This is a genomic window from Kitasatospora sp. NPDC057936, from assembly GCF_042887525.1.
Lineage (GTDB): Bacteria > Actinomycetota > Actinomycetes > Streptomycetales > Streptomycetaceae > Kitasatospora.
This window is the reverse complement of sequence record NZ_JBHVPD010000065.1, coordinates 34670-61130: the sequence shown is the minus strand read 5'-3', so window position 1 is coordinate 61130 and position 26461 is coordinate 34670. Positions and strand designations below refer to the sequence as shown.

Genomic DNA, 26461 nt, shown 5'->3' with positions numbered 1-26461 from the left:
GGGCCGGGGCTGCGGGGGCGCCGCCGGCGGGCGGGAAGCTGCGCGGGATCGGCCACGCGCCCGGCGCGGGGGCGGCGGGCGCCGGAGGGGCTGCGGGGGCGGGGGCCGGGGCTGCGACCGGGGCCGCCTGGACAGGTGCAGGAGCCGGAGCCGGGACGTCCGCTGCGGGCGGCGCCACCACCGGTGCTGCCACCGATGCTGCCACCGCGGGGGCGGCCATCACGGGCGCGGCCGTGCCCGGCACCGCCATCGGCCCGGCGAAACCGCCCGCCGCCGCCCGCCGCTCCAGCTTGTCGAGCCGTGCCTGGAGCGACAGCTCGTCGCTGTAGGCGCCGGGCAGCATCACGCGGGCGCAGATCAGCTCCAGCTGGAGCCGGGGGGCCGCGTTGCCGCGCATCTCGGTCAGCCCGGTGTTGACGATGTCGGCGGCCCGGCTGAGCTCGGCCGCCCCGAAGGCGTCCGCCTGGGCCTGCATCACGGCGACGCGGTCGGCGGGGGCGTCGATCAGCCCCTTCTCACCCGCCTCCGGCACGGTGGCGAGGATCACGAGGTCACGCAGTCGCTCCAGCAGGTCCGTGACGAACCGGCGCGGGTCGTGCCCGCCCTCGACCACCCGGTCGATCACCTGGAACACCGTCGCGCCGTCCTGCGCGGCGAAGGCGTCCACCACCTCGTCCAGCAGCGCCGAGTCCGTGTACCCGAGCAGCGCCGTCGCCATCTGGTACGTCACGCCGCCCTCGGTGGCGCCGGCCAGCAGCTGGTCCATGACCGACATCGAGTCGCGCACGGACCCGGCGCCGGCCCGGACGACGAGCGGGAACACCGCGTCCTCGACCTGGATGCCCTCCCGGCCGCAGACCTCGGCCAGGTAGTCGCGCAGCGTGCCGGGCGGGACCAGCCGGAACGGGTAGTGGTGCGTCCGGGACCGGATCGTCCCGATGACCTTCTCCGGCTCGGTGGTCGCGAAGATGAACTTGAGGTGCTCCGGCGGCTCCTCCACCACCTTGAGCAGCGCGTTGAACCCGGCCGAGGTCACCATGTGAGCCTCGTCCAGGATGAAGATCTTGTACCGGCTGTGCACCGGCGCGAAGAACGCCCGCTCGCGCAGCTCGCGCGCGTCGTCCACACCACCGTGCGACGCGGCGTCGATCTCGATCACGTCGATCGACCCGGGCCCGCCCGTGGCGAGGTCCCGGCAGGACTGGCACTCGCCGCAGGGCGTCGGCGTGGGCCCCTGCTCACAGTTCAGACAGCGGGCCAGGATGCGTGCGCTCGTCGTCTTCCCACAGCCGCGCGGCCCGCTGAACAGGTACGCGTGGTTGACCCTGTTGTTGCGCAGGGCCTGCTGGAGCGGAGCGGTCACGTGCTCCTGCCCGATGACCTCCGCGAAGGTCTCGGGGCGGTAGCGGCGGTACAGGGCTAGGGACACACCCCCGACGATATCGGGACGGACCGACAAACGCGGCACCCCTCGTCCCACCCGCAGCCCCTTGGAAGGCCCTCCGGGAACGCAAAGACCCCCCGTGCACCCGCCAGAGCCCTCCTACCCTTGCTGCCTTCCGGCCCTGGGGGGGTTCAGAGAGATAACGCCACACGAGGGGCTGCCCCCAACACTACCGGATCCCAGCCCCGACGATCCACAGGCCACCCCCACCTCCCCACCTCGGGATAGCTGGTCGCGAGCACCCCAAAACATGTACTAAGCTCTCCCACGGAGGATTCGCCTAGAGGCCTAGGGCGCACGCTTGGAAAGCGTGTTGGGGGCAACCCCTCACGAGTTCGAATCTCGTATCCTCCGCCTCTGCCAGCCATGGCAGCACGAAGGCCCGGACCGCATCACGCGGCCCGGGCCTTCGTCGTTCCCGGGTTCCGGTCCCGGCCTCAGTCGGGTTCTCCGACCGCCACCGCGGCGGTCTCCGACATCGGGCTGCTCTTGCCGCAGTGGTCGGTCATGCGGCGGGGGAATCCGCTCCGGGTGGGGGTGGCAGGAACTCGGTGAGGGTGGCGTCGGCGGCGGTGAGGGCCTGCGGGCCGGCGCTCAGGGAGTTGTGGACCAGGGACACGGTGGCGTCGTCGATGCCGCAGAACTCGGATATGCCGACCCGGAGCTGGCGGTCGAGCAGGGTGTCCCAGCCGCGTTGGGCGAATTCCTCGCGGGCGTAGCTGGAGAGGCCGAGCCAGAGCATCCGTTTGGCGCCCAGTCGGGGGCGGCTGCGGCCGTAGGCGAAGCCGTAGTTCCAGACCCGGTCGATCCAGCCCTTGAGGATGGCCGGGAGTCCGAACCACCAGACCGGGAAGACCACGACCACGACGTCGGCGGTGACGATCCGGTCCATGTGGGCGCGGACCTCGGGCGAGTACCGCTTCTCCCGGTCCGTCCAGTCCGGCTCGTCCTCGGGGCCGGTGCGCGGGTCGAAGTCCTCGGCGTAGAGGTCCAGCAGGTCGACGGTGTATCCGGCGGCGGCCAGGCGTTCGCGGGTGCGGTGGGCGATCCGTGCGGTGAGGGAGTCGCCGCGCGGGTGGGCGAGGACCAGCAGGGCGTGCTGCGCCATGGCGGTCAGCCCTCCAGCCGGACGAGCATCTTGCCGGTGTTGGCGCCGCGCAGCACGCCGAGGAACGCGGCCGGCGCCTGGTCGATCCCCTCGAGGACGGTCTCGGCGGAGCGGAGCGTGCCGTCGGCGAGCCAACCCGCGGCACGCTCGATCCACTCGGGGAAGAGGTGGAACTGGTTGCTGACGAGCATGCCCCGCAGGGTCAGTTCCTTGGCGACCGCCCGGAACAGGTTGTCGGGGCCGGGAGCCGGCACGGTGTCGTTGTAGCCGCTGATGGCGCCGACCAGGGCGATCCGGCCGCCGCTGCGCATCGCGCCGATGGCCGCCCGCAGGTGGTCGCCGCCGACGCTGTCCAGGTACACGTCGATACCGTCCGGCGCGGCCTCGGCGAGTTGCTCCTCCAGCGAGCCCGCCCGGTAGTCGATCGCGGCGTCGTACCCGAAATCCGTCACCAGCTTCTCCGCCTTCTCCGGGCCGCCGGCCGAGCCGATCACCCGAGAGGCCCCGAGCCGGCGGGCCAGCTGGCCCGCGATGCTGCCCACGGCGCCGGCGGCGGCGGAGATGAAGACCACATCCCCCTCGCGCACCGGGGCGGTCACGGTCAGCGCCGCGTACGCGCTCAGGCCGGTGGTGCCCAACGCACCCAGGTACGCCGACGCCGGGGCGATGCCGGTGTCGACGACGGTCGCGGCCGAGGCGTCCAGCACCGCGTGCTCGCGCCAGCCCAGCCAGTGGAAGACGGTCGCGCCGACCGGCACCGCGGCGGAGCGCGAGGCGATCACCACGCCGACCGCGCTGCCCTCCAGCGCCTCGCCGAGCCGGAACGGCGGGAGGTACGAGGGGGCGTCGTCCATCCGGCCCCGCATGTACGGGTCCACCGACATCCAGGTGTTGCGGACGACGATCTCGCCCTCGGCCGGCTCCGGCAGCTCGGTGCGGACCAGCTCGAAGTTGTCCGCGGTGGGCTCGCCGGCCGGACGCGAGGCGAGGTGGATCTCGGCGGAGACGATGGTGCTCCGGTTCGTGGTCTGGTTCGTCATGGTGGGCTTCCTCTTCCGTTCCGCGGGGCCGTTCTCGGTCACGGGGACGACTCTGCCGGGGGCCGCGCACGATCGGCTGACGGTCCACGCACGGGCTCGCACGAAGGCTTGTTCAGGGCTGGAGTTAACGTGGCGTCATGCGCTTCGAGGTGTTGGGTCCACTGCAGGTCCGTACCGACGCGGGGGATCCGGTCACCGTCCGCGAGCCGAAGGTCCGCACCCTGCTGGCCGATCTACTGGCGCACCACGGGCAACCGGTCCCGACGGACCGCCTGGTCGACGACCTGTGGGGCGAGGCCTTGCCCGGAAACCCGGCCAACACGCTCCAGACCAAGGTCTCGCAGCTGCGCCGGGCCCTGGAGTCGGCCGAGCCCGGCGGCCGGGAGCTGGTCGTCCACCGGCCGGCCGGCTATCTGCTGCAGGTGCCGCAGGAGGCGGTGGACAGCGCCCGGTTCGCCGACCTGATCATTCGGGCACGCCGCACCGCGGACCCGCGGGCCCGGGTCCCGTTGCTCTCGGACGCCCTGGCACTGTGGCGCGGGCTGGCCTTCGCCGAGTTCCGCGACCACCAGTTCGCCGCGGCGACCGCCACCGGGCTTGACGAGCAACGGCTGACCGCCCTGGAGGACCTGGCCGACGGGCGCCTGGAGCTGGGCGACCACCTGGCGCTGGCCGACGAGTTGGGCGATCTCACCCGGGACCATCCGCTGCGGGAGCGACTGCGGGGGCTACACATGCGCGCGCTCTACCGCTCGGGCCGGCAGACCGAGGCGCTGGCCGGCTACCGCGCGCTGACGGAACGCTTGGCCGAGGAACTCGGGCTGGACCCTGGCCCCGAGCTGGTCGCCCTGCACAGCGCGATCCTCCGGCAGGACCTGGCACCGACGCCCTCCCCAGTCACCCTCGCCGCTCCCCCGCCCGACCGGCCCGACCCGCCACGCACCAACCTGCCGGCCGGGTTGACCGATCTGATCGGGCGAGGCCGGGACCTCGCCCGGATCGGCGAACTACTCGAAGCCGGGCGATTGGTGACCCTCACCGGGCCCGGCGGAGCCGGCAAGACCCGACTCGCCCTGGAAGCCGCCCGGGCCGGCGACGCGTCCTCCTTCCCCGACGGGGTCTGGCTGGTCGAACTCGCCGCCGAAACGGGCGGGAACACCGGCACGGCCGAGGTGGCCTCGGCCGTGACCGCCGTACTGGGCATCCGCGACCACGCCGGCGCCGGTCCGCCACCCGGCCCGGCAGTGGACCGGCTCACCCACGCACTCGGCCCCCGGCGCACGCTGCTGGTCCTGGACAACTGCGAGCATGTCGTCGAGCCGGTCGCCGAGCTCACCGAGCGGCTGCTGCGGCACGCGCCCGGCCTGCGCGTCCTGGCCACGAGCCGGGAGCCGCTGGCGGTCTCCGGCGAGACGCTGCACGCGGTCGAGCCGCTGCCGGAGCCCGATGCGGTCCGGCTCTTCGCGGCGAGGGCGGCGGCCGCCGCCCCGGGATTCGCCCTCGGCCCTGCCAACGCCGACGTCGTGGCCCTGATCTGCGAGCGCCTCGACGGGATCCCGCTGGCGCTGGAGCTCGCCGCCGCCCGGGTCCGGACACTGGGCGTCCACGAACTGTCCGAGCGCCTGGCCGACCGGTTCCGGCTGCTGAACGCGGGGCGGCGGACCGCCCCCGCCCGGCAGCGGACCCTGCGCGCGGTGATCGACTGGAGCTGGGAGCTGCTGACCGACCCCGAGCGCGCCGTACTGCGCCGACTGGCCGTCTTCGCGGGGGGCTGCACATTGGCCGCCGCCGAGGAGATCTGCTCCGCATCGGACGTACCCGCCGACGCCGTCCTCGACGTGCTCACCCGCCTGGTGGACCGCTCGCTGGTCACCGCGCTGGACGACGAGGACGGCCCGAGATACAGGATGCTGGAGTCGGTCGCCGCCTACAGCCTCGAACAGCTCGACGATGCAGGAGAGTTGCGGCTCACACGCGAACGGCACCGGATTCACTACACCGAGCTGGCCGAACGGGCGCAGCCGTGGCTGTACGGCCCCGACCAGCGCCGATGGCTTCGTCGACTCGACCACGAGAGCACCAATCTGCGCGCCGCACTCGCCGACGCGGCCGCCGACGGCGACGCCGCATCGGCCGTGCGGCAGGTCAACGCACTGGCCTGGTACTGGTTCCTGCGCGGACGGCTCGGCGAGGCCCGGCGTTCGTTCGGTCTGGCGCTCGACACCGGCCCGCTCGGTCGCGAGGACGGCTCCGCGACGCATGACTCCACGGCCCGGGCCGACGCGCTGGTCAGGCAGGCGGCGTTCGCCCTGCTGGCCGGCGACCGTACGCTACCGAACCAGCCGATCAACGGTGCGGGCACCCGGGCCCGGTGGTTCCTGGCCCTCGCCCGGTGCGGCTTCGCGGAGGCGTCCGACGAGGAGCTCACCGCCAGACTGGTGGCCGAGTTCCGCGCCGCCGACGACCGTTGGGGCATCGCCGCGACCCAGAGCACCCTCGCCAGCCTGGCCATGTACCGGGGCGACCTGGCCGGCCTGAGGCGGCACGCCGTCGACGGCACGGAACGCTTCGCCGAACTCGGTGACCGATGGGGACAGCTGCGGGCCGCCGAACAGCTGGGCGTGCTGGCCGAGATCGCCGGTGACTACCAGGAGGCCGCCCGGCTGCACCGCGACGGCGTGCGCATCGCGGAGGAACTGGAACTCTGGACGGACGTCTCGTTCTTCCTGTCCAGGCTCGGCCGGATCGCCCTGCTCACCGGCGAGTTCGGCCCTGCCGGGGAGTTCCACGAGCGGGCGCGGCGGCTGGCCGCCGAGCAGTCCCACCGGCCCGCGGAGCAGTTCGCCGAGACCGGGCTCGCCCTCGGGGCCCGCCGGCAGGGCGAGCTCGATGCCGCCGAGGCGCATCTGCGTCCCTGGCTGGAGTGGAACCGCAGGCTGGGTGTGGATTCCGGGCTGGCCCTGATCCTCGCGGAACTCGGCTTCGTCGCCGAGCAGCGCGGCGACGCCCGGCAGGCACGGGAGTTGCACCTGGAGGGTCTGACCGCGGCCCGCAGGACCGGCGATCCCCGGGCGGTCGCACTCGCGCTCGAAGGGCTGGCCGGAGCACAGGCCCTCGCGGACCGACCCGACCACGCCGCCCGGCTGCTCGGCACCGCCGCCGCCGTCCGGGAGTCGCTCGGCGCACCGCTTCCCCGGGCCGAACGCGGTGATGTCGACCGCATCAGCCTGCGCGCGACCGAGGCCCTCGGGAAGGACGCCTTCGCAGCGGCCTTCCGGCGGGGCCGCGAGCTGGAACCCGTCGGCCATCTACCGGAGTTGCCCGAATCCGCCGCGGGCGACCCGAGCGCCGCGGCGGCGGGGCCGCTCAGTACTCGCCGAGGGTGATGGCGGTGGCCGCCTTGTGGATGGGCTCGATGAGCTTGGCCATGATGCGCTCCTTGCCGGGCAGTCGCGCCATCAGCGAGAGCATCGCCATCGAGAACCGGACCTGGCCGCTGGTGCGCATGACCATCCGCTTGACGTTCGCCGGCCCGAGCTTCTGGTTCTGCTCGGCGAAGGGCCGCACCTGCCGTTCGTAGCCCGCGAAACCGGCCTCGTACTCGCCGCCGGCCGCGGCCAGTTCTCCCGCCAGGACGTAGGCGGCCACCAGGGCGAGACCGGTCCCCTGCCCCGACGCGGGGGAGGCGCAGCAGGCCGCGTCTCCGAGCAGGGCCACGCGCCCCTGGGACCAGCGGTCCATGTGGACCTGGCTGAGCGAGTCGAAGTAGAAGTCGGGGGCGCTCGCCATGCCTTCGAGCAGGCCGGGGACCTCCCAGCCCTCTCCGGCGTAGGCGTCCGTGAGCAGGCGCTGCTGCTCGGCGCGGTCGCGGTGGTCGTAGGTCAGCGGCTCGGAGGCGAAGAGGAACATCGCCTTGGCTCCGGTGTCCCGGGCGGTGCTGTAGGTCAGTACCGTGCGGCCGGCGCCGACGTAGGTGAGCTCCTCGCGGTCCAGGTCCAGCCGGTTGGGGACGCTGAAGATCGAGATGTAGTGGCCGAGGTCGCGGACGTACCGGTTCTCCGGGCCGAAGGCCAGGTCACGGGTCCGGGAGTGCAGCCCGTCGGCGCCGAGGACGAGGTCGAAGACCTGGGTGCGGCCGCTGTCGAAGGTGACCTTCACCCCGTCGGGGCCGTCGGTGAGCGAGGCGATGGAGTCGTCGAAGAGGTATTCGACGTCGTTCTCGGTCAGCTCGTACAGGATGCGGTTCAGGTCGCCGCGCAGGATCTCGGCATCTCCGTGGACGCGCCCTCCGAAGGTGTCGCCGTCCATGCTCGCCACCCGCTTGCCGGTGGCGTCGACCACGGACCCTTCTCGCACGTCGGTGCGCAACCGGCGGATCTCGTCCAGCACGCCCATCCGCCGGACCACCTCCAGCGCCGCACCACGGATGTCGACCTTGTAGCCGCCCTCCCGGATCCCGGAAGCCCGCTCCACCACCGTGGGCGTGAAGCCGTGGCGCCGCAGCCAGTAGGCAAGGGCCGTGCCCGCGATGCCGGCACCGGAGATCAGGACGTTCGTGTTCTTCATGGGAAGCCCCCCGAGTCAGGTCTGAACCGGCACTGACAGTACTGCAGTGTTAGACACTTGTGCAAGACACTTGTTCAAAACCGGTTCGGGCGATAGCTTCGGCGAGCCGCCTGCGGCCCACCTGACGGGCCGGCGGCTTTCCTGACCGTGGACATCGTGCTGTGGCGCGCACTTGATCACGGTTCAGTTCGCAGTGTGGCGCCGCGGCCATCGGGGTGGCGTGCGCGAGGGAGAAGGGGGAAGTGCCATGGCGCAGTCGCAGGAGTCGCTGGCCGCGTTCGTCGAGGCGACGGCCGAGGAGTACGGGCTGCCCGGCGTCGCCGTCGGGGTATGGGCCGGCGGGAAGGAGATCTACGCCTGCCACGGCGTGACGAGCGTCGACAACCCGCTGCCCGTCGACGAGCGGACGCTGTTCGTGCTGGGCTCGGTCTCCAAGACGTTCACGGCGACCGTGCTGATGCGCCTGGTCGCCGAAGGGCGCGTCGAACTGGACGCGCCGGTGCGCCGCTACGTCCCCGAGCTGGTGCTCCCGGACGAGCGGGCCGCGGCCGGGATCACCGTCCTCAACCTGCTCAACCACACCGCCGGACTGGACTGGCGGATGAACGTCGACACCGGCGAGGGAGACGACGCCCTGGCCGCGTACGTGGCGAGGATGTCCGAGTCGCAGCCGATCGCGCCGCCCGGCACCCGGGCCTCCTACAGCCAGATGGCGTTCAACCTGGCCGGGCGGATCATCGAGAAGGTCACCGGTCTGACCTACGAACAGGCCGTCTCCTCACTCCTGTTCGAGCCGCTCGGCCTGTCGCACACCTCCTTCGCGGTCAACGAGGTCATGACCCGGCGCTTCGCCGTCGGACACACCGTCGGCGAGGACGGCACACCCACCGTCGCGCGGAAGTGGAAGGACACCCGCGCCAACAACCCCGGCGGGGGCGGCGCGTCCTCGGTGGCGGACCTGCTCCGCTGGGCCCGCTTCCACCTCGGTGACGGCCGCGCCCAGGACGGCACCCCGGTCCTGCCCGCCGAAGCCCTGCGGCGCATGCGGCAGCAGACCGTCGAACTGCACGGCAGCACGCTCGGCGACGCCTTCGGCATCTGCTGGTTCCTGCGCGACGTGGACGGCGTGCGCACCGTGGGCCACGGCGGCTCCACCAACGGCCAGTTCGCCGAACTCCTCATCGTCCCCGAGCGCGACTTCGCCGTCGCCGCGCTGTCCAACGCGGGGCCCGACGGCGGCCTCGCCTTCAACCGGGCCGCCCTCCGGTGGGCGCTCGAACACCACCTGGGGCTGGTCGAGCGGGATCCGGAGCCCCTCCCCTTCGACGAGGCCCGGGCCCAGGAGGCCGCCGGGACCTACGAGAACGACGTGATGGCGCTCACCATCGCCGTCGACGGCGCCGGGCTGACGATCGCCTGCGCCATCAAGCCGGAGATCCGCGCGGCCGCCGACACCGAACTGCCCGCGGACCTGCCCCCGGCCGCCCTCGGCCTGCTGCCCGGCGACGGAGACGAGTACATCGTCACCAGCGGCGGCCTCACCGGACAGCGCGGCTTCTTCACCCGCGACGACGCCGGCACGATCACCGGAGCCGACCTCGCCGGCCGCCTCTTCACCAGGACCCCGGCGGACCGGTAGCCCGATCGCAACGACGTCGTCCCGGCCACACCGACCCTGCTCGCGCGACGGCGTGGCCCCGGGTATTCGAAGCCCGGGGCCACGCCGTGAGCGTGGTGTCTCTGCTGTTGCGGTGCGGACTGCCTGACGACATGTCAGGCACTTGCGCCGACGGGTTCAGGCGGCCGGAGCGACGGCCAGGAGCCCGGTGGCGCGGTCCGCAGTGAGCACGCCGAGGATGAAGCCGTCCTCGTCGACGACGGGCCAGACCTCCAGGTGCTTGATCCGCATCGCGATCGCGGCCAGGGCCAGCCCCATGGTCGGCCAGGCGAACGGGCCGCGCTGGTGCGCGGTGGCGCTGATCGCGGTTCGCTCGGTGTACCAGGAACCGGCCAGGAACGCGTGGAGTCCGGTCCGGGTGACCAGGCCCTCGCACCGGCCGTCGTGGTCGCGGACCAGCAGGTACTCGACGCCGGCGCCGCGGAGGACGTCGTTGGCCTGGTCGACGGTGTCGTCGTCGGCTATCCGGTAGTCGCAGGGGTCCATGGCGTCGGCGACCGTGAGGCCGCGGTTGCGCCGTGCCGGCTGCGGGGAGTGCGTGGTCACGGTGCTCACCGTTCCCGTCTCCGGCTGCCCGCCGGGGGGCTGCCGGGCTGTCCTTCAACCAGAACGAAGCCGGAACGGGTACCGGAATGCGGGATGCCCTGGATGTCTACGACCCTACTCCGGTGGCGAGCGGCCCGGAGCGGCTCGGAGCGCACCGCCGCGGAGTAGCGTGGGAGACAACCGAGGACATTCCGCACACCGGCATCAGCGCCGACGTCGCCCTGGGTCTGACGGGTCCCTCGCGGACCGGACGGGCGGCTTCGCATGATGCCGATTCCATTCCCCAGCTCTTCCTCCTCCGGGCCGTGGACGGTGCCCGGCTCCCCGCTGCTGCCGCGGCTGGAACTCGAACCGACGATGTCGCGGGAGGGTGTCTTCGACGGCGCCTGGTGGCCCCGCTCGAACCACGTCCTCGCCGAACTGCCGGACCTGATCACGGCGCTCGGCGCCCACTTCGGGCGCATCGTCCGGGTCGGCCTCGACACCTCGGCCTGGGACGGAGTGCCCCGGTCCGTCCCGGCGAACGGCCTCACCATCCGGATCAACTGGTTCACCGGCAGCGACGCGACGATCAGCGTCACCCGGGGCTTCCAGGACCACTTCCTGCTGCTGGTGGTCCCGCCGGGCACCGCCTCGGCCACGGCCGCCTCGGCCATGGCCGGCGCCTCGGCGACCGGGAACCACACCCCGGCGGCGGAGCTCCTGCTCCGCTGAGCGGTCCGGGCAGGCGGCCGCAGCGGGGTCGGCCGATGATGGAAGCCAAGGAGAGCGCGACGTCCGGGAGCGACGTCCGAGAGCGGCGTATGGCTGTATGGCATGTCCGGGACTTCACGCCGGACGACCTCGAAGCGGTGGTCCGCCTCGACGCGGAGAGCACCACGACGGACCGCGCCGCCGTCTTCCGGCTCTCCGACGTCGTCGCCGCCTTGCAGGCACGGAACCCGAGCGTCGTCGTGGTGGCCGACGGACACCTCGTGGGCGCGGCGGTGGGCCGGGTGGACGGGGACCGCGCCTGGGTGCTGCGCATCGCCCTGCACCCCGCCTGGCGGAACCTGGGCATGGGTTCCGCCCTGCTGTCGGCGTTGGAGCACCGTCTGCGGGACGCCGGCGCCAGGATCGTCGCGGCGCTGCTGCCCGACGAGGAGACCGGGGCCACCGCACTGGTCAACTCCGGATTCCACCCCCACCGGGGCCTCACGTACTTCGAGAAGTCGGAGGCCGTGGGCGCTCAGGGCGCGACGGTCCTGGCGGCGCTCGGCGCGGTCATGCCCGAGGCCGGCCTGTGGAAGCAGCTCACGGGCATGGCCGACGAGAAGCGGCTCATCGAACGGCGTCTGGTCCTGCCGCTGGCGAATCCCGGGCTGGCGGACGCCCACGGGGTGGAACCACCCCGCGCGGTGGTGCTGTTCGGTCCGCCGGGCACGGGCAAGAGCACGTTCGCCAAGGCCGTGGCCGGCCGGCTCGGCTGGCCGTTCGTCGAGCTCTTCCCCTCCCGGCTCGCGTCCGAGGAGGGGCTGGCCACCGGACTCGGCCGCCGCTTCGAGGAGGTGGCGCAGCTCGACCACGTGCTGCTCTTCATCGACGAGGTCGAGGAGGTCGCCGGCACGCGCAGCCTCGCCGCCCCCGCGTCGGTCGGCGTGGTCAACGAACTCCTCAAGTCGATCGTGCGGTTCCGCGACCGCGACGGCCGGCTGCTCGTCTGCGCCACCAACTCGGTGACCGCCCTGGACCCGGCGTTCCTGCGGCACGGCCGGTTCGACTACGTCCTGCCGGTCGGGCCGCCCGACTCCGTGGCCCGCGACGTGCTGTGGGCCGGCTACACGGCGAAAACGGGTACCGCCGCCGACACCGCGGTCCTCGCCGGGGCCAGCGAGGGCTTCACCCCCGCCGACATCAGGCAGGTCGCCATGGCGGTCGCCCAGAGCGCCTTCGAGCGCACGCTCGACACCGGGGAGCGGACCCAGCCCAGCACCCAGGACTACCTGGACGCCATCCACCGCACCCGCCCCACCGTTTCCGAGGAGATGGCCCGGGAGTTCGCCGACCAGGCGGTCCGCTACGGGCGGGTCTGAGGACGCCCGCGGTTCCGGGGCCAGTCCGACGGCGCCGGGCTGAAACCCCGCCACCGCGACCATGCCCGGTCCGGGCCGGACCGGGAGTAACCTGGATGTCACCGAAGGCACTTCGCATGCCGGCACCGGATACTGGCGTCGTCTCCGGCGAACGGCAATGCCGGGCCCGACCCCGTGGGCCGGACCCGGAGACAGGTCCTCGGTCATGACCACGACACTCGATCGTGCGACGACGCCCGCCGCCCCGGATTCCACCGCACGGCTCTCCCTCGCGCTCGCGCCCCGTGGCGTGCGGCCGGGCCGGCTGGACGGGGCCTGGTGGCCCCGCTCGCGTGATCTCCTTCTCGAACTCCCCGCCCTGGCCGCCGAAATCGACGAGCGGTGGGGCCGGATCACCCGGATCACCGTGAACCCCGCGAAGTGGCCCGTCATCCCCCCGCGCATCCCGGTCGCCGGGCACACCGTCCACGCGGGCTGGTTCACCACCGAGCAGGACGAGCACACGATCGCGGTGTTCTCGTACGCCCCCCGCAGGCTGAACCTGCTGGTCGTCCCGCCGGAGACGGATGCCGTCGATGCCGCCCGGCTGATGGCCGAAGCCGCCCGTCCCGCGAACACCATGGACGCGAGCGCCCTGCTCGCCATGGTGACGGGCAGCGGAGTGCAGGCGCCGGGGCCGCGCTCCGACTTCCTGCCGTCGGCCGTCGCTCCCTCCGACGACGCCGCCGAGGCGGACAGGCGGGCGGACGTCGCCCGCGGCCGGGCCGCCGCCTGGCCGGTACCCGCGTAGCCGGCGGGACGGCCGTGGCGCCCGCCACGGCGGCGGGGCCACCGCTCCGGACGGACCACCGCCGAGGGTCTGTGGTCCGTCCGGAGCGGACCGCGCGTCAGTACTCGGCGCCGCTTCGCGGGTAGCTGCCCACGGCCTGGAGCTACGCCCGGGGCCGGCCCGCCCCGCCCCGATATCCCCACGGCACTCAACCCGCGTCACTCAGCCCGATCCGGCGCTTCCGCTGGAGCGCTTCAGCGGAAGCGCCGGGTCTCGGCCGCCGTTCGTGCGCCCCGAGGCCCTCCCGGCCGGTGGTGCGTGGCGGATGATGGGGGCAGAGACGTGAGGGGCGGCGCAGTGGTCGAGAGTGGATCCATCGGGTCGGAGGCGGAGCCTCGGCTGGGCAGTGAGGAGTCCGGGGGCACCCGGGACGGGAGGCGGCGGCGGGGTGTCGGGCGGCGGGTGGCCGTACTCGTCGGCGTTCTCGTCGTCCTGTGCCTTCCGCCCTGGTGGACGTTGTTCGGTTCCGGGGCCGACTGGCCGTTCCCGGTCTTCCTGGCCGGCACCGCCGTCTTCGCGGCCTGGCTGGTCTCCTTCCCCTTCCTGATGGTCGCGGGCCACGGGTCGCGGCGGGCCGACCGGGCCGCCCGGGTCGCGGACACCAGCCTCGGCGTCGTCTGGGTGCTGTGGACCTGGTCGGTGCTGGGCGGTCTGGTGAACCTCGTGCTGGGCGGGCTCGACGTCGGCGGGGCCGGGCGGGCCAGGACCGTGGCCCTGGCCGTGGCCGTGGTGTCGGCCGGGCTGCTGGGCTGGGGACACTACGAGGCGATGCGCGTACCCCGGGTGAAGCGGCTGGACGTCCACGTCCCGCGGCTCGGCGGGGGTCTGGACGGGACCCGGGTCGTGGTGCTGGCGGACACCCACTACGGGCCGATCGACCGGGCGGGCTGGTCGGCGCGGGTGGCCGGGGTGGTCAACGCGCTCGACGCGGACGTCGTGGTCCACGCCGGAGACATCGCCGACGGCACCCCGGCCCAGCGCCGGGAGCAGTCCGCGCCGCTCGGGACGATCCGGTCGAGGCTGGCCAGGGTCTACGTCACGGGCAACCACGAGTACGGCGGGGAGGCGCAGGGCTGGCTGGACCGCATGGCGGACCTGGGCTGGGAGCCGCTGCACAACCGGCACGTCGTGGTGGAGCGCGGCGGGGACGCCCTCGTGCTCGCCGGCGTGGACGACGTGACCGCGGAGTCCTCCGGACTGGCCGGGCACCGCGCGAACCTGACCGGCGCGCTGGAGGGGGCGGACCCCGCCCTGCCGGTGCTGCTTGTCGCCCACCAGCCCAAGTACGTCCCGCAAGCCGCGGCCGCCGGCATCGACCTGCAGGTCTCCGGGCACACCCACGGGGGCCAGATCTGGCCGTTCAACTTCCTCGTCCGGATCGACCAGCCGGTGGTCCACGGCCTGAGCCGGCACGGGGAGCGCACCCAGCTCTACACCAGCCGGGGCACCGGCTTCTGGGGACCGCCCTTCCGGGTCTTCGCCCCCAGCGAGATCACCGTGCTCACGCTGCGCTCGGGCGCCGCGTAAGCGAACTCCGAGGCGGGCGAAGGGCTCGGACCGCACGTCGCGGTCCGAGCCCTTCGTCGTCGGTCAGGCGCCATCGGTCAGGCGCGGTCGATCAGGTGCGGTCGATCAGGTGCGGTCGATCAGGACCTGGACGCCGTCGAGGATCCGGTCCAGGCCGAACCGGAGGGTGTCCGTCGGCGCGGCGGCGTCGCCGGGGGCGAAGGCACCGGCGGCGAGGGCGGCGGTCAGGGCGGGGAAGCGGTCGGGCTGCCGGGTGAGCAGTTCGCCGGTGAGGTGGGCCCATTCGCGGCTGTGGGCCTCGTCGAAGTCGAGCTGCTGTTGCGCGTGGGTGCGCACGTATCCGGCGACGAGGACGAAGACGCGGTGCTGCTGCGCGGCGGTCAGGCCGGTGGGGGCCAGGGCGGTGAGGGCGGCGTCGAGCCAGCCGAGCTGGTTGGGGCCCATGAGCTGGTGGCGCATCGCGGTGGCGGCCAGTAGCCAGGGGTGGCTGCGGTGGACCTGCTCGGACGCGCGTGCCCAGGCGACGATCCGCGGGCGCCAGTCGGGGCCGGCCGTGGTGAGGTCGGGGGCGTCGGCGAGGACGGACTCGACCATCAGCTCGACGAGTTCGGCCTTGCCGGGCACGTAGCGGTAGAGCGCCATCGCGGACATCCCGAACCCGGCGGCGACCTTGTTCATGGAGACGGCCTCCAGGCCCTCGGCGTCCGCCAGCCCGACCGCGGCCTCGGCGATCCGGCCCGGGGTGAGGCTCGGTTTGGGACCCCGGGTGGGCAGGTCCTGCTCGCCCCACAGCAGCGCGACGCCCGCGCGCAGGTCGCGCACCTTCTCCTTGGCCATGCGGCCCTCCTTCTCGTGTCGGTTCCCGTGCCTCGTGTCGGGTCCGGTTCCCGTGCCCGGTCCGGCCGGGCCGTTGACACCCGACAGGAACTGTATATACCTTAAACACATCGAACTGCTGATGCCATAAACAGTTGGGGGAACCACCATGCTCGCCACCGTCATCGCCGCCTCCGCCGCCACCGCGCTCGCCGCCCCCGTCGCCGGGCTCCTCGGCTACCGGGGGCTCAAGCGCCACGCCGCCGCCGAGCGGATGCGCATCACGTCGCCGAAGGGCATCGACGAGTCCGGGTTCGTCCGCATTGGGGGCATCGACCAGTGGGTCTCCGTCCGCGGCGAGAGCCTCGACAACCCGGTGGTGCTGGAGATCCACGGCGGCCCCGGCGCCTCCAACCTGCCGTTCGTCCCCCGCACCCGGGCCTGGGAGCGGCACTTCACGATCGTCCGCTGGGACATGCGGGGCGGCGGCAAGACCTTCGGCCACGGGGGCCCGGAGGGGCAGGGCGAGATGAGCCTCGACCGGCTGTACCGGGACGCGCTGGAGGTCACCGAGTACGTCCGCGCCCGGCTCGGCGTGCCGAAGGTGCTGCTGGTCGCCAACTCGATCGGCACCGTGCTCGGCCTGCGCCTGGCCCGCAACCACCCCGAGCTGTACTCGGCCTACGTCGGCACCGACCAGAACGTCCTCGTCGGCGGCCGCCCGCACCCCGCGTACGACGCCCTGGTCGAGCGGCTCCGGGCGGGCGGCAAGCGCAAGGAGCTGGCCGCCGTCACCGCGATGGGCCCGGACGCCACGGCGTGGAGCACCCACCAGTGGTCGGAGTTCAACAAGCTGGTCGTCACCACCGACCCGCTGACCTTCGACACCATGAAGACCGTCGTGGTCCGCTCGCTCTGGTTCTCGCCGCTGCACACGCTGCGCGAACTGAGGACGTACCTGAAGGGCATGACCTTCGCCGAGCAGCTGGGCCCGCAGGCGATGGCGGTCGACGAGTACGCCGAGGGCACCGACTTCGCGCTCCCGTTCTTCGTCTTCCAGGGCGACAGCGACGTCCTCACCCCGCCCGCGCCGGCCCGCCGCCTCTTCGACGCCGTCAGCGCGCCGGTCAAGGACTTCGCCCTGATCCGGAACGCCAGCCACTTCGCGTCCTTCCGCGAGCCGGAGCAGTTCCTGGAGCTCATGCTCACCAAGGTCCGGCCGGTCGTCACGGGCGAACTCGCCGCCCGCTGAGGCCGCCGGCGCCGGCGCCGACGCCAACGCCGACGCCGACGCCAACGCCAACGCCAACGCCAACGCCAACGCCAACGCCAACGCCGGGAGAGTGTCCGTTTCCTTCAAGACGGGCGCCCGCACCGCCGCCTAGCGTGACGGGCATGAACAGCGAGAACAGCACGATCAGCACGAGCAGTACGAGCGGCACCGGCAGCACGAAAAGCACCACGCCGGCACCGAGGTTCGCGTTCGTCGGCATCGCCGTCTCCGACATGGCCGCCTCGGTCGCCTTCTACCGGCGGCTCGGGCTCCTGTTCCCCGACGGGGCCGAGCACGAGCCGCACGTCGAGGCGGAGCTGCCGGGCGGACTGCTCCTGGTGCTCGACGCCGAGTCGACCATCCGCTCCTTCCACCCGGACTGGCGGCCCCCGACCGGCGGCAGCCGGACTGGGCTCGCGTTCCGCTGCGAGAGCCCCGCGCACGTGGACGCGGTGTACGAGGACCTCGTCGGAGTCGGGTACCACGGGGAGTTGAAGCCGTTCGACGCGTTCTGGGGCCAGCGGTACGCCTCGGTGCACGACCCCGACGGCAACGGCGTCGACCTGCTGGCCGTCCTCACCGAGGACACCCCCTAGGACCGGACCAGGTCGGTCAGCGGCAGCCCGGTCAACTCCCGCACGTCGCGCGCCAGATGGGCCTGGTCGGCGAAGCCCGTCCGGGCCGCGGTGTCCGCGAAGGGGACGCCGGAGCGGGCCAGGGCGAGGGCGCGCTGCAGGCGGAGGATGCGGGCGAGGGTCTTCGGGCCGTAGCCGAAGGCGCTCAACGAGCGGCGGTGCAGCTGGCGTTCGCCGAGGGCGACGCGCTCGGCGGTCGCCGTGACGGACCGGCCCGCCGCCAGGGACGCGACGACGGCGCGCAGCAGCGGGTCGGCGGGCCCGGCGTCGGCCGCGAGGCGCAGGGCGAGGTCCTCCAGGGCAGCGACCGGGTCGGGGGCCGCGTCGATGCGGCCGGTGAGGCGGCGCACCTCGGCGGCGGGGCGCAGGTCGGCCAGGTCGACGCGGCGGTCGCGCAGCTCGTGGGCGGGGACGCCGAGCAGCGCGGGGGCCGTACCGGGGTAGAAGCGGACGCCCGCCCAGGGGCCGGCGAGCCCGGGCCCGGGGCGGAAGGCGTGGGTGTCCGGGCCCGCGACGAGCAGCCGGCCCTCCGTCCACAGCAGGTCCATGCAGCCGTCGGGCAGGACCGGCGCGGCGGAGGGAGCGGGCAGCACCGCAGCGCGCGTCCACACCACCGCACCGGGGAGGAGGGACGCGCGCTCGGCGTACTCGGGGGCCACGCCTCGAAGGCTACGCCCGGAAGCGCGGAAGGCCACGCGCGGAAGGCCACCCCCGGACGGCTACGCCCGCAGGTGCCGCAGGACGGAGGCGGCGGCGCGGGCGACGGCGTCCCGGACCTCGTCGGTGTGGTCCGCGAGCTCGAAGCCGTGGTGCCCGTTCGGGACGTCGATCACCTCCAGCGCCGCCTCGTGCTCCCCCGCCGCCGCGACGAACCCGGCGACCGTCGCCGCGATCGCGTCCGCCTCCAGCCCGGCCCGGGTGAGCACGATCGGCAGCCGGCCCGCCCCCGCCACCGCCTCCGCCGGGCGGAAGCGCCGGTCGACGGCCTCCCAGCCGGGCAGCGGCGCGAGGACGGGGTAGTTCGCGGCGAGGCAGCGCAGCCAGGACGGCGGCTCGGCGAGCCAGTCGGTGGTCAGCAGGCCGCCGCCGGAGAAGAACCAGAGCGCGATCCGGTCGCCGTCCACGCGCGGGTGGGCGCGCAGCGCCTCGACGGCCGCGGCGATCTCGTCGGCGGCCCGCGGGTACCCGTAGAGCTCGTCCAGGCCGTGCTCGACCGTCGCGCCGACGACGCCGAGGCTCGCCGCGTACCGGCCGTAGCCGACGTACACCGGCCAGTCGCGCGGGGTGGGCCGGGTGCCGGCGGGGACGGGGCCGCCGTGGACGAACAGCACGGCGGGCAACGGGCCTTCGGCTTCCGGCAGGTAGACGTCGAGGTTCCCGGCCCGCTCGTGCGCGCAGTCCGGCAGCGGGTGCTCCGGGGTGTCCAGGACGTGCGGGCGCGAGAACACCGGCGCCTCGGCGGCGGGCGGCGGGGCGATCCGGTGGCCCTCGCCGGCGGCGGCCCTGAGCAGGAGGTCGGCGAGCTCCTCCGGGCGGGAGAGCATCGGCCAGTGGCCGGTGTCGAGGTCGAAGAAGCCCACCCGGGGGTCGGCCAGGAACCGGAACTGCGGCATGCCCGTGCGCACCATGGCCTCGACGCTCGCGATGGTGACGCCGCCCGAGGTGCAGAGGATCCCGGTGGTCGGCACCGAGGCGACGGCGCCGGACAGCCGCAGCGGCTCGGTGAGGCTGGCGACGGGCTGCGCGGTGGCCAGCCCGGTGAGCCGGTCCAGCGCTTCGGCGGTGAGGCCGTCGGTGCTCCCCCAGCGGTGCCACTCGCCCCGGCCGGGCGCCGGGAGGAGGCCGTCCGCGGGCCGGCGGGCCGGGTCGGTCAGCACCTCGCGGGCGAGCTGGTCGGGGACGAGCTGGACGGCCCGGTCGCCGTCCACCGGCAGGCCGGCGTCCAGGTAGACGATGCGGGTGAGGCGGTCCGCCCGCCGGTCGGCGGCGCCGAGCACCGGGTGGATGCCGTACTCGTGGCCGACCAGGACGACTTCGGGGTCGGCGGCGGCGTCGATCAGGCGCAGGACGTCCTCGACGTGGGCCTCCAGGCCGGCACCGCCCCCGCCGGCGAGCGTCGCCTCGTGCACCTCGGCGCCGGCCGCGCGGAGCCGGGCGCTCACCTCCCGCCAGATCCAGCCCCCGGTGAAGTGGCCCGGTACCAGCACGAATGCGGTCATGTCGCATCTCCTCCTCGTCGTTCGTCGTCACCCGGCGTCACCCGGCGTCGCAGGCAGTCGCAGGCAGTCGCAGGCAGTCGCAGGCAGTCGCCCGACAACGCCGGTGATCACCCGGCCGACCCCCGTCCGGCCGGGCGATGCGGGTACCGTAGGAACTCCCCCTGAGGGAGGTTCAAGCCTTGCCACCGGCCGTCCTGTGGAGCATTGGTGAGCTCGCGGAGCACGCGGGCGTCACCGTCAAGACCGTCCGCTTCTACTCCGACCGCGGCCTGCTGCCCGAAGCCGGGCGCAGTTCCGGCGGCCACCGGCGGTACGGGCCGGAGGCGCTGGAGCGGCTGCGGCTGATCCGCTCGCTGCGCACGCTCGACCTGCCCGTCCCGGAGGTCGGCCGGCTGCTGGAGCAGGACGGGGGGCTGGGCGACGCCCTGGAGGACGCGGTGGCCCGGCAGTTGCGCGAGCTCGGCTCCCAACTCACCGCCCTGCGCTGGCGGGAGGCCGCCCTGCGGCTGCTGCACGAGTGCCCGCCCGAGGAGCGCGCCGACCGCCTGACGCTCATCGGCGGGCTGACCACCCCGCCGGACACCACCCCGCTGGCCCGCTTCTGGCGGCGCGCGCTGCCGCTGCGGATGCCCGCCCGGCTGACCGCCGCGATCGTCGACGCGGCCGTCCCGCAGCCCCCGGCGGACCCGGCGCCCGACCAGGTGCTGGCGTTCGCCCGGCTGAACGCGCTCGTCTCCCAGGGCTGTTCGGGCCCGAGCCACTCCGCCACCGGCAAGGGCGGCTGCCCGAACGAACTCGCCCGCACGGACCACGAGTACCGGCCCGCCGTGCTCTACGAGGGGCTCGGCGAGGCCTACGACCTGGCCTCGGCGGAGCTGCGCGCCGGCCGGGACCCGTACGACGGCGGGGCGCTCGACAACTTCGTCGCCGCGCACGCCGCCTCCCGCTCCGTCCGGGACACGCCGGACTTCCGGCGCCGGCTGCGGGTCATGCTCGACGTCACCGACGACCCGGTGATCGCGCGCTACTGGGAGCTCGCCGGCGTACTGACCACACCCGACGAGCCCACCCTCGGCCGGGCGCACGCCTGGCTGCGGGCGGCGCTGGCGGGGCAGCTGGCGGCAGCCGCCTGAAGAGGCCTGCCACCGTTTCGGCCCCGGCCGAAACGACTCCGCGCGACCATGGAGGCATGTCACTCGCCCAGCTGGCCGCCCTGCTCGCCGACCCCACCCGCGCCGCGTTCTGCGGCGCGCTGCTCGACGGCCGCGCCTGGACGGCCGGCGAGCTGGCCCGGCACGCGGGCGTCGCGCCGTCCACGGCGAGCGAGCACCTGTCGCGCCTGATCGCGGGCGGCCTGCTCGCCGAGGAGCGGCAGGGGCGGCACCGGTACGTCCGGCTGGCCGGGCCCGCCGTCGCCACGCTGATCGAGGACCTCACGGTCTTCGCCGAGACGGCGGCGGGGGACGCCACCGGGGGTAGCGGGCCGGCCCCGGGCACCCTCCGCGAGGCCACCCGCCGCAGCGCCGAGGCCCGCGCCCGCACCTGCTACGACCACCTGGCCGGGCGCCTCGGCGTGGCCGTCGCCGACGCCATGCTCGACCGCGGCCTGGTCAGCGACGACGCCGGGCTCGCCCTCACCGGGGACGGCCTCGGCTGGCTCGCCGAGCAGGCCATCGACCTGCCGCCCCGGGCGGGCGGCAGGGGCGCCCGCCCGGTGGTCCGCACCTGCCTGGACTGGACGGAACGCCGCACCCACCTCGGCGGAGCGCTGGGCGCGGCGCTCTGCCGGACGGCGCTGGAGCGCGCGTGGGTGCAGCGGATCGGTTCCGGCCGGGCCCTGCGCGTCACGCCGGACGGGGACCGCGCGCTGCGCGAACTCCTCGGTCTGAGGCTGGAGCCGGAAGCCGGCTAACCCATCGTCTTCGCGCCGTCCAAGGACTCCCGCAGGATGTCCGCGTGCCCCGCGTGCTGCGCCGTCTCGGCGAGGACGTGCAGCAGGACGCGCCGCACCGACCACGTCGCCCCCGGCTCGAACCACGGCGCCTTCGGCAGCTCGTGCGCGAGGTCGAGGTCCGGCAGCGTCCGGACCAGCTCGTCCGTCTCCCGGGCCACCTCCTCGTAGCGGGCGAGCAGCCCGGCGAGCGTCTCGCCGTCGAGCATCCGGAACATCGCGGCCCAGTCGTCCTGCGAGCCGCCGCCGCGCCGCATCTCCTCGGCGCCGCCGACCGCGAACCGCATCCAGCGCGCCTCCACCGCGGCGACGTGCTTGATCAGGCCACCCAGGCACAGTTCGCTGGCCGTGGTGCGCCGGGCGGCCTGTTCGTCGGTGAGGTCGCGGACGGTGTACCGCAGGAGGCCGCGGTGCTTGCCGAGCGTCGCGACGAGGTCCTCGCGCTCGCCCATCAGGCGTCCGCCAGGGTGGGCAGGTCGCCGGCGGTCGTCCCCGTGTCGATGATCCCGAAGGCGGCGCCCTGCGGGTCGCCGACCACCGCGAACCGGCCGAACGGGCTGTCCATCGGCTCCATGTGCACGGCGCCGCCGCCCGCGCGCAGCCGGACGAGCGCCGCGTCGACGTCGGCCACCGCGAAGTACACGCTCACGTACGAGGGCACCTCGGGCGGCAGGTCGGCCGGACCCATCGCCATCCGGCCCAGCACCGGCTGCTCGCCGAGCCGGAAGATCTTGTAGTCGACCTGCTCGCTGTCCATCTTCTGCACGCCGTACGGGAAGACCGCGGGGAAGAACCCGTCCGCCCCGGCCGGGTCGCGGGTCACCACCTCGGCCCAGCAGTACGCGCCGGGCTCGCCCTGCTTCTCGAAGCCCTCGTGGGTACCGGCCTGCCAGACGCCGAACACGACGCCGCCCGGGTCCTTCGCGATCACCATCGTGCCGAACTCGCCGACCTGCATCGGGCCCATCAGCACCTCGCCGCCGTTGCCGCGGATCTTCTCGGCGGTGGCGGCGGCGTCCGGCGAGGCGAGGTACAGGCACCAGGCGGACGGGGCCTGGGTACCGTCCGGGCCTGACATCGGCGGCACGACGGCGGCGACGGCCTTGCCGTCCGAGTAGGCCTGCGTGTAGTTGCCGAACTCCGACGAGCTCTCGCCGAAGGTCCAGCCCAGGACGTCGCCGTAGAAGGTCTTGGCGCCCTCCAGGTCGGTGAACATCGCGTCGGCCCAGCAGGGTGTGCCTTCAGGTAGCGCGGCCATCTGTCTGCCCTCTCGTACGGCTCTCGCGTGGCATTTACGCCCGGTTTGCCCCCATTCCGTCACCCTAGCCAGTCCCCTCGCCGCCCGCGCGCCCGCACACGGCGCGGCCGGTCGGAGCCCGTCCCGACCGGCCGCACCACGCCCCGCACCGGGGCCCTCGCCCGCGCCGGCTACCCGACCAGCGCCGACGCCACACGGGCCGCCGACGTGCCCAGCCCCGTCGGCCCGCCGGGCACCACGCCCAGCCGCGGCACCTCCGCCCGCGCCGCGTCGTGCCCCTCACGCCCGAAGTGCCGCTTCAGGTCGTCCTCGGTGTACCGGCGGCACCCCCGGTGCCAGTTCAGGATCCCCGCGATCCAGTTCTCCAGTTCCCCGACGTACCCCCCGAGCAGCTCGCGCGCCGCGTCGTCGAGCCCGAGGTCGTCGTACAGGACCGGGAGCTCCTCGGCCGCGACGTGCTGGAACTGGGCGAGCCGCGAGTGCATCAGGTCGTCGACGATCCGGACGGCCGACGGGTAGTCGCAGCCGAAGAAGTTCTGGACCACCAGGACGACGTTGTGCACCTCGCCCTCGTACTCGATCTCCTTCTGGTACGAGAAAAGGTCGTTGATCATGCAGGCGTAGTCGGCCGCCGAGTTCTCCAGCGAGCGCATCACGCCGTGCTCGTACACCTCGGGCGGCACGGTCTGCCCGTGGCCGATCCGGCTGAGGCTCATCGTGAGGTCGGAGCCGAAGGTGGCCCGGCGCATCTCCAGGTAGTCGACCGGGTCCGGGATGCGGTGCTGCACCTGGTTGGAGATCTCCCAGATCCAGCTGTGGAGCATGTCCTCGATGCTGCTGCGGAGCGTCCGCCGGGCATCGGCGGTCATCGGCCCCGCCGTCCGCTCCCAGATGTCGGCCAGGCCCCGCTCCAGGGCGGTGGCCGGCTCCGCGGCCGGGCCGCCGTCGTCGACCGGCATGAACAGCGGCAGCCGCTCGACGGCGAGCTTGGCACCGGCGAGGTCGCGGGTGCGCCCGTAGACCCGGGGGAAGTAGTCGTCCGCCCAGGTGCCCCAGAGCAACCAGGCCGAGCCGATGTCGAGTTGAGCGGCCGTGGCGTCCGGGTGCATGCCCGCCATGCAGAGCGGGAGGTCGTAGTCGCGGGTGGACTCGGCCGTCCAGAGCGCGGAACCGGGGACGCCCGGCAGGTCGTCCAACAGGCCCATCCGCCGGGCCCATTCGACGGCCCGGTCGCGCGCGCCCGCCAGGTCAGGGTTCAGGGTCAGGGGGAACGGCACCTTGAACTCCGGCAGCCGGGACGGCCCGACGTGCTGGAACGGCACGTGGCCGTGCGAACGCGCCCGCCGCACCGCGGGATCCACCGCGCCCGGCCCGACGGGCGCCGCCGGCGGCGCCGGCGCGGGCCCGCCGCCGCGCACCAGGTCCAGTGCCGACGTGCCGATCCCGCCGATCGCGAACGGGTCCCACCCGGCCCGGGCGTCAAGGGACTCGACCGACTCCGACTCCGGTTCCGCCGCCGCGCCCCCGCCGTTCATGCCCCTGCCGTTCATGTAGCGGCTCGACCGCATGTGCCACTCGTGCCCGCCCGACTGCCAGTCCTGCAGCCCCTTGACGTACGTCAACACCTTGGCGCGGCCGATCGGTTCGAGCCCGGTCTCGGCGAACAGCACGGGCAGTTCGGTGAACACGGTGTTCTCGAACTGCTGGAGCCGTGAGGTGAGCAGGTCGTTGACCGCCTCGGCGGCCTCCTGGGTGGAGCACTCCAGGAACCGCTCCAGCACCAGGATGCCGTTGCTCAGCTCGCCCTCGTCCTCCACCTCCCGCTGGTAGGAGAAGATGTCGTTGCGCAGGTGCACGGCGTCGGCGAACGCGTCCATCAGCACCCGCAGCGCGCGCGAGCCCGAGACCTCCTTCGGCACCTCGGCCCCGGCGGCCACCTCGACCAGCTGCGCGGACCACGGCGCGCCGCCGACCTTGCGGCGCATCTCGATGTACTCGACCGGGTTGGCGATCCGGCCGGCGTTGATGTTGGAGAGCTCCCACAGCGACTCGTCGAGCAGGTTCCGGGTGCTCTCGGCGAAGCGGACCCGCCAGTCCTCGCCCATCGCCGGCACGGTCCGCCGCCAGAGGTCGGCCAGGCCCGCCTCGACCGGGTTCTCCGGCTCGGGGACCGGGGCGGCCGGGTCGGCCGGCATGAACAGCGGCAGCCGGTCGAGGTGCGCCTTGCCGCCCTCGCGGTCGTTGGTCCGCTTGTACATGTCGAGGAAGTGGTCGTCGAAGAAGAAGACCCACACGTACCAGTCGGTGACCAGCGACAGCGCCTCGGCGGAGGCGTCGGGGTGGGTGTAGGCGCAGAGCAGGCCGTAGTCGTGGGCGTCGAGGTCCTCCTGGTCCCAGATGCCGGACCCCTCCAGCATGCCCATCTCCCGCGCCCAGTCGGAGGAGTGGGCCCGGGCCCCGTCGAGATGGGGGTTGAGACGTGCCGGGTGCGGCACGTAGAAGGACGGCAGTTCGAACGGCTGGGTCACGGCGGGCGAGCCTTTCTGGACGCGTCGACTTGGACCAAGGATGACGCGCGCCCCCGGCCCGGCACCGGCACAACAAGAACAGTCATATGAGATGACCCACATGCTCGAACCCCCGGTCGAACTTCCGCCCGAGCGACCGGCCAACGGTGGCTCACCCGTGCGGGATCGGGAGCCCCACCCGCACCATCCGCCACAACCACCCGCCCAGCGGAGCGCACACCCACCGGGCACACGCCACCGGCGCCACGTCCTCACCACGCACGCACCACCCACGAGCCCCCACCACCCCGAACGGCCGGAAGGACGGGCCGAGTTCGGCCCGTCCTTCCCGGGAGGCGCACCGCAGCACCGGCCGCGCACCGCAGCACCGGCCGCGCACCGCGGCACCGGCCGCTCAGGCCGCCAGACCGAGGACCAGCGAAGCCGCCACCGGCGCGAGGTAGACCAGCGGGAACGGGACGTGCGCGTAGTGGCGGGCGCGGACGACGGTGAGCGCGGCACCGACGAAGTAGAGGATCAGGCCGACGGCGGCGAGGCGGCCGACCCCCGGGACGAGGAGGCCCACCAGGAGGCCGGCCGCGCCCGCGGCCTTGGCGATCCCGAGCCAGACCCACCAGCTGCGCGGGACGCCGTACTGGGCGAGCGGCTCGACGACGTACTTGGCTCCGGCGAAGACCGAGCCGGCCGAGAATCCGGCCATGACGGCGCCGAGGACGGTGACGATGACGTAGGCCACGGACATTGAAGTGCTCCCCACTCGGTGGCTGGTTGGTCCGACACTCCTTCGACCCGCCGGAAGCGGAGAGTGTGACCGCCACGGGGAAAAAATGTTCCGTCCAGGGGTGGGGTGTTGGCTCCGGACGCCCCCAACAACCGCTACGCCAACGAACAAACCAGCTCCGCCATGGCCTCGATCCCCAAGACTTCCCCTCCTACGGGCGTGTTGACCACCACCCCTCCCACCCCGTCGA

At 73.7% G+C, this 26461-nt stretch carries 22 protein-coding genes, 1 tRNA gene and 1 other RNA gene; 11 read left to right on the top strand and 13 right to left on the bottom strand.

The genetic code is table 11. From position 1 onward, the window contains the following. Together ACFVU9_RS29235 and ffs are read right to left on the bottom strand one after the other, a co-directional pair. On the bottom strand, window positions 1–1429 hold a 1429-nt coding region (locus ACFVU9_RS29235; RefSeq protein WP_387598423.1), incomplete at its 3' end, for a DNA polymerase III subunit gamma and tau. An 83-nt stretch (window positions 1430–1512) separates the two neighbouring features. Then, an RNA gene (ffs, locus tag ACFVU9_RS29230) (signal recognition particle sRNA small type) lies at window positions 1513–1603 on the bottom strand. A 110-nt stretch (window positions 1604–1713) separates the two neighbouring features. On the opposite strand from ffs, the gene ACFVU9_RS29225 reads away from it, so the two are divergent. Continuing rightward, a tRNA-Ser gene (locus ACFVU9_RS29225) sits at window positions 1714–1798 on the top strand. Window positions 1799–1949: 151 nt separating this feature from the next. On the opposite strand, the gene ACFVU9_RS29220 is transcribed toward ACFVU9_RS29225, so the two are convergent. Next, complete coding sequence (locus ACFVU9_RS29220) at window positions 1950–2552, bottom strand: NAD(P)H oxidoreductase (RefSeq protein WP_387598420.1); 603 nt, start codon at window positions 2550–2552, stop codon at window positions 1950–1952. Between the two features lie 5 nt (window positions 2553–2557). Continuing rightward, window positions 2558–3592 (bottom strand): NADP-dependent oxidoreductase, encoded by a 1035-nt coding sequence (locus ACFVU9_RS29215; protein ID WP_387598417.1) that lies wholly within the window; start codon window positions 3590–3592, stop codon window positions 2558–2560. A gap of 137 nt (window positions 3593–3729) precedes the next feature. On the opposite strand from ACFVU9_RS29215, the gene ACFVU9_RS29210 reads away from it, so the two are divergent. After that, window positions 3730–6978, top strand: a complete 3249-nt coding sequence (locus ACFVU9_RS29210) for a BTAD domain-containing putative transcriptional regulator (protein WP_387598414.1) — start codon at window positions 3730–3732, stop codon at window positions 6976–6978. Here ACFVU9_RS29210 and ACFVU9_RS29205 read toward each other — a convergent pair. Beyond that, window positions 6959–8158: an FAD-dependent monooxygenase gene (locus ACFVU9_RS29205; RefSeq protein WP_387598411.1), complete on the bottom strand. Its 1200-nt coding sequence runs from the start codon at window positions 8156–8158 to the stop codon at window positions 6959–6961. The two genes, ACFVU9_RS29210 and ACFVU9_RS29205, sit on opposite strands and share 20 nt — an antisense overlap. Before the next feature lie 247 nt (window positions 8159–8405). Here ACFVU9_RS29205 and ACFVU9_RS29200 point away from each other — a divergent pair, with 247 nt between their 5' ends. Continuing rightward, window positions 8406–9797, top strand: coding sequence for a serine hydrolase domain-containing protein (locus tag ACFVU9_RS29200; protein ID WP_387598408.1), 1392 nt, complete (start codon window positions 8406–8408; stop codon window positions 9795–9797). Between the two features lie 156 nt (window positions 9798–9953). Here ACFVU9_RS29200 and ACFVU9_RS29195 read toward each other — a convergent pair whose 3' ends face one another. After that, window positions 9954–10382: a CBS domain-containing protein gene (locus ACFVU9_RS29195; protein ID WP_380444526.1), complete on the bottom strand. Its 429-nt coding sequence runs from the start codon at window positions 10380–10382 to the stop codon at window positions 9954–9956. 264 nt (window positions 10383–10646) lie between these two features. On the opposite strand from ACFVU9_RS29195, the gene ACFVU9_RS29190 reads away from it, so the two are divergent. The 4 genes from ACFVU9_RS29190 to ACFVU9_RS29175 all read left to right on the top strand — a co-directional run bounded on the left by ACFVU9_RS29190 (window position 10647) and on the right by ACFVU9_RS29175 (window position 14810). Further along, window positions 10647–11096 carry a DUF5994 family protein gene (locus ACFVU9_RS29190; RefSeq protein WP_380444527.1) on the top strand — a complete coding sequence of 150 codons (450 nt, stop codon included), beginning with the start codon at window positions 10647–10649 and terminating at the stop codon, window positions 11094–11096. Between the two features lie 89 nt (window positions 11097–11185). After that, a complete protein-coding gene (locus ACFVU9_RS29185; RefSeq protein ID WP_387598404.1) occupies window positions 11186–12454 on the top strand; it encodes an ATP-binding protein in 1269 nt (422 codons plus the stop codon). 205 nt (window positions 12455–12659) lie between these two features. Next, window positions 12660–13244: a DUF5994 family protein gene (locus tag ACFVU9_RS29180; protein WP_380444531.1), complete on the top strand. Its 585-nt coding sequence runs from the start codon at window positions 12660–12662 to the stop codon at window positions 13242–13244. Window positions 13245–13685: 441 nt separating this feature from the next. Further along, window positions 13686–14810 carry a metallophosphoesterase gene (locus ACFVU9_RS29175; protein WP_380494514.1) on the top strand — a complete coding sequence of 375 codons (1125 nt, stop codon included), beginning with the start codon at window positions 13686–13688 and terminating at the stop codon, window positions 14808–14810. 105 nt (window positions 14811–14915) lie between these two features. Here the strand turns inward: ACFVU9_RS29175 and ACFVU9_RS29170 are convergent, their stop codons facing one another. Then, window positions 14916–15647: a TetR/AcrR family transcriptional regulator gene (locus tag ACFVU9_RS29170; RefSeq protein WP_387598400.1), complete on the bottom strand. Its 732-nt coding sequence runs from the start codon at window positions 15645–15647 to the stop codon at window positions 14916–14918. Between the two features lie 148 nt (window positions 15648–15795). On the opposite strand from ACFVU9_RS29170, the gene ACFVU9_RS29165 reads away from it, so the two are divergent. Continuing rightward, window positions 15796–16878, top strand: a complete 1083-nt coding sequence (locus ACFVU9_RS29165; RefSeq protein ID WP_387598397.1) for an alpha/beta fold hydrolase — start codon at window positions 15796–15798, stop codon at window positions 16876–16878. Window positions 16879–17021: 143 nt separating this feature from the next. After that, on the top strand, window positions 17022–17495 hold the full coding sequence (locus ACFVU9_RS29160) for a VOC family protein (protein ID WP_387598394.1): 474 nt from the start codon (window positions 17022–17024) through the stop codon (window positions 17493–17495). Here ACFVU9_RS29160 and ACFVU9_RS29155 read toward each other — a convergent pair. Beyond that, complete coding sequence (locus ACFVU9_RS29155; protein WP_387598391.1) at window positions 17492–18193, bottom strand: helix-turn-helix domain-containing protein; 702 nt, start codon at window positions 18191–18193, stop codon at window positions 17492–17494. The two genes, ACFVU9_RS29160 and ACFVU9_RS29155, sit on opposite strands and share 4 nt — an antisense overlap. Window positions 18194–18253: 60 nt before the next feature. Next, window positions 18254–19753 carry an alpha/beta hydrolase gene (locus ACFVU9_RS29150; protein ID WP_387598388.1) on the bottom strand — a complete coding sequence of 500 codons (1500 nt, stop codon included), beginning with the start codon at window positions 19751–19753 and terminating at the stop codon, window positions 18254–18256. A 179-nt stretch (window positions 19754–19932) separates the two neighbouring features. Here ACFVU9_RS29150 and ACFVU9_RS29145 point away from each other — a divergent pair, with 179 nt between their 5' ends. Both ACFVU9_RS29145 and ACFVU9_RS29140 read left to right on the top strand, forming a co-directional pair. Then, window positions 19933–20886: a MerR family transcriptional regulator gene (locus ACFVU9_RS29145; protein WP_380509033.1), complete on the top strand. Its 954-nt coding sequence runs from the start codon at window positions 19933–19935 to the stop codon at window positions 20884–20886. A gap of 56 nt (window positions 20887–20942) precedes the next feature. Next, on the top strand, window positions 20943–21665 hold the full coding sequence (locus ACFVU9_RS29140) for an ArsR/SmtB family transcription factor (RefSeq protein WP_387598385.1): 723 nt from the start codon (window positions 20943–20945) through the stop codon (window positions 21663–21665). Here the strand turns inward: ACFVU9_RS29140 and ACFVU9_RS29135 are convergent. The 4 genes from ACFVU9_RS29135 to ACFVU9_RS29120 form a co-directional block, all read right to left on the bottom strand. Next, window positions 21662–22156 carry a DinB family protein gene (locus ACFVU9_RS29135; RefSeq protein WP_387598382.1) on the bottom strand — a complete coding sequence of 165 codons (495 nt, stop codon included), beginning with the start codon at window positions 22154–22156 and terminating at the stop codon, window positions 21662–21664. The two genes, ACFVU9_RS29140 and ACFVU9_RS29135, sit on opposite strands and share 4 nt — an antisense overlap. After that, a complete protein-coding gene (locus tag ACFVU9_RS29130) occupies window positions 22156–22962 on the bottom strand; it encodes a VOC family protein (RefSeq protein WP_380494532.1) in 807 nt (268 codons plus the stop codon). The genes ACFVU9_RS29135 and ACFVU9_RS29130 overlap by 1 nt, the downstream gene beginning before the upstream one ends. A 170-nt stretch (window positions 22963–23132) precedes the next feature. Then, window positions 23133–25490, bottom strand: coding sequence for a germacradienol/geosmin synthase (locus tag ACFVU9_RS29125; RefSeq protein WP_387598379.1), 2358 nt, complete (start codon window positions 25488–25490; stop codon window positions 23133–23135). A 394-nt stretch (window positions 25491–25884) separates the two neighbouring features. Next, a complete protein-coding gene (locus ACFVU9_RS29120) occupies window positions 25885–26232 on the bottom strand; it encodes a DoxX family protein (RefSeq protein WP_380444551.1) in 348 nt (115 codons plus the stop codon). Between the last annotated feature and the right edge of the window lie 229 nt (window positions 26233–26461).

Coding starts and splice junctions, on each gene's coding strand:
- ACFVU9_RS29215 (WP_387598417.1), bottom strand. CDS start 3,592: ATGACGAACCAGACCACGAACCGGAGCACCATCGTCTCCGCCGAGATC.
- ACFVU9_RS29165 (WP_387598397.1), top strand. CDS start 15,796: ATGCTCGCCACCGTCATCGCCGCCTCCGCCGCCACCGCGCTCGCCGCC.
- ACFVU9_RS29150 (WP_387598388.1), bottom strand. CDS start 19,753: ATGACCGCATTCGTGCTGGTACCGGGCCACTTCACCGGGGGCTGGATC.
- ACFVU9_RS29200 (WP_387598408.1), top strand. CDS start 8,406: ATGGCGCAGTCGCAGGAGTCGCTGGCCGCGTTCGTCGAGGCGACGGCC.
- ACFVU9_RS29180 (WP_380444531.1), top strand. CDS start 12,660: ATGACCACGACACTCGATCGTGCGACGACGCCCGCCGCCCCGGATTCC.
- ACFVU9_RS29135 (WP_387598382.1), bottom strand. CDS start 22,156: ATGGGCGAGCGCGAGGACCTCGTCGCGACGCTCGGCAAGCACCGCGGC.
- ACFVU9_RS29160 (WP_387598394.1), top strand. CDS start 17,022: ATGAACAGCGAGAACAGCACGATCAGCACGAGCAGTACGAGCGGCACC.
- ACFVU9_RS29205 (WP_387598411.1), bottom strand. CDS start 8,158: ATGAAGAACACGAACGTCCTGATCTCCGGTGCCGGCATCGCGGGCACG.
- ACFVU9_RS29190 (WP_380444527.1), top strand. CDS start 10,647: ATGATGCCGATTCCATTCCCCAGCTCTTCCTCCTCCGGGCCGTGGACG.
- ACFVU9_RS29170 (WP_387598400.1), bottom strand. CDS start 15,647: ATGGCCAAGGAGAAGGTGCGCGACCTGCGCGCGGGCGTCGCGCTGCTG.
- ACFVU9_RS29130 (WP_380494532.1), bottom strand. CDS start 22,962: ATGGCCGCGCTACCTGAAGGCACACCCTGCTGGGCCGACGCGATGTTC.
- ACFVU9_RS29185 (WP_387598404.1), top strand. CDS start 11,186: ATGGCTGTATGGCATGTCCGGGACTTCACGCCGGACGACCTCGAAGCG.
- ACFVU9_RS29140 (WP_387598385.1), top strand. CDS start 20,943: ATGTCACTCGCCCAGCTGGCCGCCCTGCTCGCCGACCCCACCCGCGCC.
- ACFVU9_RS29210 (WP_387598414.1), top strand. CDS start 3,730: ATGCGCTTCGAGGTGTTGGGTCCACTGCAGGTCCGTACCGACGCGGGG.
- ACFVU9_RS29220 (WP_387598420.1), bottom strand. CDS start 2,552: ATGGCGCAGCACGCCCTGCTGGTCCTCGCCCACCCGCGCGGCGACTCC.
- ACFVU9_RS29120 (WP_380444551.1), bottom strand. CDS start 26,232: ATGTCCGTGGCCTACGTCATCGTCACCGTCCTCGGCGCCGTCATGGCC.